We start from the raw sequence: 3905 nt of genomic DNA on the forward strand, positions 1-3905 counted from the left end.
TTGTGGCGGCTGCTGCTCGCGCCCGGTCGGGGCATCGGCCGATTGGTCACGGGCGCAATGGGTTTGGCGATGAAGGCGATATCCACCGTACTGGGCTCGCAGATGTTGAGCGATGCGGCGGCGTTCGTGCAGTCGCTGGACGCGACCTTCGGCGGCTTCCGGGAGAAGGCCGACCGCACCTACGCGCTGCTGAAGCGGCGCGGCACCCAGTTCGTCGTGGTGTCGGCGGCCGAGCCCGACGCGCTGCGCGAGGCCTCCTTCTTCGTCGACCGGTTGTCCCAGGAGGGCATGCCGCTCGCCGGGCTGGTCTTGAATCGCACCCACCCGACGTTGTGTTCGTTACCCGCCGAGCGGGCCATCGACGGAGCCGAGACCCTGGAGGCCGAACCGGATTCCGAGGCGGCCTCGTTGGCCGCGGCCGTGCTGAGCATTCATGCCGATCGCGCGCAGACCGCCAAGCGGGAGATCAGGTTGCTGTCACGCTTCACCGGGGCCAATCCCCACGTGCCGGTGGTCGGGGTGCCCTCGCTGCCGTTCGACGTGTCGGACCTGGAAGCGCTGCGCGCGCTGGCCGATCAGATCACTTCCACCGGAGACGCGGCGGTCCGCTGAGACACCCGGTCGAACCCGTGGCTCAGCCGGCGCTGCGGGTTCTCCTCTTGTCGAAGAAGTCCGCCCAGGACACCACCTCGGGGTGCTGCTTGAGCAGGGCGCGACGCTGACGTTCGGTCATGCCGCCCCAGACGCCGAACTCGACTTTGTTGTCCAGCGCGTCCGCGCCGCACTCCTGCATGACCGGGCAGTGCCGGCAGATGACGGCGGCTTTACGTTGGGCGGCTCCCCGGACGAAGAGCTCGTCCGGGTCCGTGGTCCGGCACAGTGCTTTGGAAACCCAGGCGATCCGTTCTTCGGCATCAACGCTGCGGAGTACCCCTTGAGCGGCCGCAATGTTTGTCCTACGCGCCGCAGGCCGTGTTCCTGACACGAGCTGGTCCCTTCCCTACCGGCCGCCTTCGCGACCGCCCTCCTCAGGTGCAGATCCTGACCTGCGATCTACGCCACACTGTGTACATCGGTGTTACCTGAATCTCACCGTGTGTCTAAGTTAGGTGGTCAGCTGCCAATTGCGCAACAGTCCGATAACGCTTTTTTTGGGACGGGCGTGCCGTCTCGCCTCAGAACCATAGACGAAGAAGTGATCTTGCACACGTCGGCGGGAGCCTCCGCTGACGCAGGCGACAATTTTATCGCGGCCCCGCGCGTAAAGCACCCGTCGATGACGGGGCGCAAAGTGGACGAACTCGCAGCGTGGCGGCGTGACTGGGGGCCGCTACTGTAGTAGCCATGTCAGACCGCCCCCCGGCCATCCTCACCATCCTCAAGCTTGCGGGGTACTGCTTGCTGGCCGGTGTTGTCGCCACGGCCCTGATGTTTCCGTTCGCGGGCGGCCTGGGGCTGATGTCCAACCGCGCCTCCGAAGTCGTCGCCAACGGCTCGGCCCAACTCCTCGAGGGCGAGATACCCGCGGTGTCGACGATGGTCGACGCCAAGGGCAACACCATCGCCTGGCTGTACTCCCAGCGCCGGTTCGAGGTGCCCAGCGACAAGATCGCCAACACGATGAAGCTGGCGATCGTGTCCATCGAGGACAAGCGGTTCGCCGACCATAACGGGGTGGACTGGAAGGGCACGCTGACCGGGTTGGCGGGCTACGCGCGCGGCGACGTCGACACCCGGGGCGGTTCGACCATCGAGCAGCAGTACATCAAGAACTACCAGTTGCTGGTGACGGCCAAAACCGACGCCGAGAAGCGCGCCGCCGTGGAGACCACCCCGGCGCGCAAGCTGCGCGAGATCCGGATGGCGCTCACCCTGGACAAGACCTTCACCAAACCCGAGATCCTGACCCGCTACCTGAACCTGGTGTCCTTCGGCAACGGTTCGTTCGGCGTGCAGGATGCGGCCCAGACCTACTTCGGCATCAACGCATCCGATCTCAACTGGCAGCAGGCGGCGCTGCTGGCGGGCATGGTGCAGTCGACCAGCGCGCTCAACCCCTACACCAACCCCGAGGGCGCGCTGGCCCGGCGAAACCTGGTGCTGGACACCATGATCGAGAACATCCCGCAGGAGGCCGACGCGCTGCGCGCCGCCAAGGCCACCCCGCTGGGCGTGCTGCCGCAGCCCAACGAACTGCCGCGCGGCTGCATCGCGGCCGGCGACCGCGCGTTCTTCTGCGACTACGTCCAGGAGTACCTGTCCCGCGCCGGGATCAGCAAAGACCAGGTGGCCCGGGGCGGCTACCTGATCAAGACCACGCTGGACCCCGACGTGCAGATCCCGGTCAAGTCGGCCATCGACCAGTTCGCCAGCCCGACGCTGCCGGGCATCTCCAGCGTGATGAGCGTGATCCAGCCCGGAAAGACGTCGCACAAGGTGATGGCGATGGCCAGTAACCGCACCTACGGCCTGAACCTCGACGCCGGCGAAACCATGCGGCCGCAGCCCTTCTCGTTGGTCGGCGACGGCGCGGGGTCGGTCTTCAAGATCTTCACCACGGCCGCCGCCCTGGACATGGGCATGGGCACCAACGCCACGCTCGAGGTGCCGGCGCGCTTCCAGGCCAAGGGCATGGGCAGCGGCGGCGCCAAGGGCTGCCCCAAGGACACCTGGTGCGTGGTCAACGCGGGCAACTACCGCGGGTCGATGAACGTGACCGAGGCGCTGGCCACCTCGCCCAACACCGCGTTCGCCAAGCTGATCCAGCAGGTCGGGGTGACCCGCACGGTGGACATGGCGATCAAGCTCGGACTGCGGTCCTACGCCGACCCCGGCACCGCGCGCGACTACAACCCCGACAGCAACGAAAGCCTGGCCGACTTCGTCAAACGGCAGAACATCGGGTCGTTCACCCTGGGCCCGATCGAGGTCAACGCGCTGGAGCTGTCCAACGTCGCGGCCACGCTGGCCTCCGGCGGCACCTGGTGCCCGCCGAATCCGATCGACAAACTGATCGACCGGCACGGCAACGAGGTCGCGGTGACCACCGAGACCTGCGATCAGGTGGTGCCCGAAGGGCTGGCGAACACCCTGGCCAACGCCATGAGCAAGGACGCACTCGGCGGCGGCACGGCGGCCGGTTCGGCCTCCGCCGCGGGCTGGAACCTGCCGGTGTCCGGCAAGACGGGCACCACCGAGGCGCACCGCTCCTCCGGCTTCGTCGGGTTCACCAACCACTACGCGGCGGCCAACTACATCTATGACGACTCCACGACGCCGACGGACCTGTGCTCGTCGCCGCTGCGCCATTGCGGCGAGGGCGACCTCTACGGCGGTAACGAGCCGGCCCGCACCTGGTTCACGGCGATGAAGCCGATCGCCACCAACTTCGGGCCGGTGCAGTTGCCGCCCACCGATCCGCGCTACGTCGACGGGTCGCCCGGCTCACGGGTGCCCAGCGTCGCCGGCCTGGACATCGACGCGGCACGCTCGCGCCTCAAGGAGGCGGGCTTCCAGGTCGCCGACCAGAACAACTTCGTCAACAGCACCGCCAAGCAGGGCGAGGTGGTCGGAACGACGCCGAGCGGTGCGACGATCCCCGGGTCCATCATCACCATTCAGGTCAGCAACGGCATCCCGCCGGCTCCCCCGCCGCCGCCGGAGGGCGCGCCACCGCCGGTCGGCTCGCAGGTGGTGGAGATCCCGGGACTGCCCCCGATCACCATTCCGCTGCTGGCGCCGCCGCCTCCGCCGGCCCCGGGGCAGCCGCCGCCGTAGACCGGCACAGCCCACCATTTCATGCTCGCCGCGCAAGCTTTGCGTTGCCAAAGCGCAACCGGCAGTAGGCTGCCAGCATGGCTGATGTTCTGCCCACGCTGATACGCGCCGGTGCCGCCGCGCTCGGT

2 protein-coding genes and 1 pseudogene are annotated in these 3905 nt (G+C 67.8%); 2 read left to right on the forward strand and 1 reads right to left on the reverse strand.

Annotated features, from left to right (window positions below):
* A pseudogene (locus A9X04_RS14500) lies at positions 1–612 on the forward strand (ArsA family ATPase); the annotation flags it as partial.
* A gap of 22 nt (positions 613–634) precedes the next feature.
* On the opposite strand, the gene A9X04_RS14505 reads toward A9X04_RS14500, so the two are convergent.
* Positions 635–985 (reverse strand): WhiB family transcriptional regulator, encoded by a 351-nt coding sequence (locus A9X04_RS14505; RefSeq protein WP_067921444.1) that lies wholly within the window; start codon positions 983–985, stop codon positions 635–637.
* Between the two features lie 359 nt (positions 986–1344).
* Here A9X04_RS14505 and ponA2 point away from each other — a divergent pair, with 359 nt between their 5' ends.
* Entirely contained in the window at positions 1345–3777 is a 2433-nt protein-coding gene (gene ponA2, locus A9X04_RS14510) for a transglycosylase/D,D-transpeptidase PonA2 (RefSeq protein WP_067921446.1), read from the forward strand.
* Positions 3778–3905: the final 128 nt, after the last annotated feature.

The organism is Mycobacterium sp. E3247, from assembly GCF_001667785.1.
GTDB lineage: Bacteria > Actinomycetota > Actinomycetes > Mycobacteriales > Mycobacteriaceae > Mycobacterium.

What these genes read in the sequence shown, in the direction of transcription:
- ponA2 (WP_067921446.1), top strand. Translation starts at nt 1,345, where the DNA reads ATGTCAGACCGCCCCCCGGCCATCCTCACCATCCTCAAGCTTGCGGGG.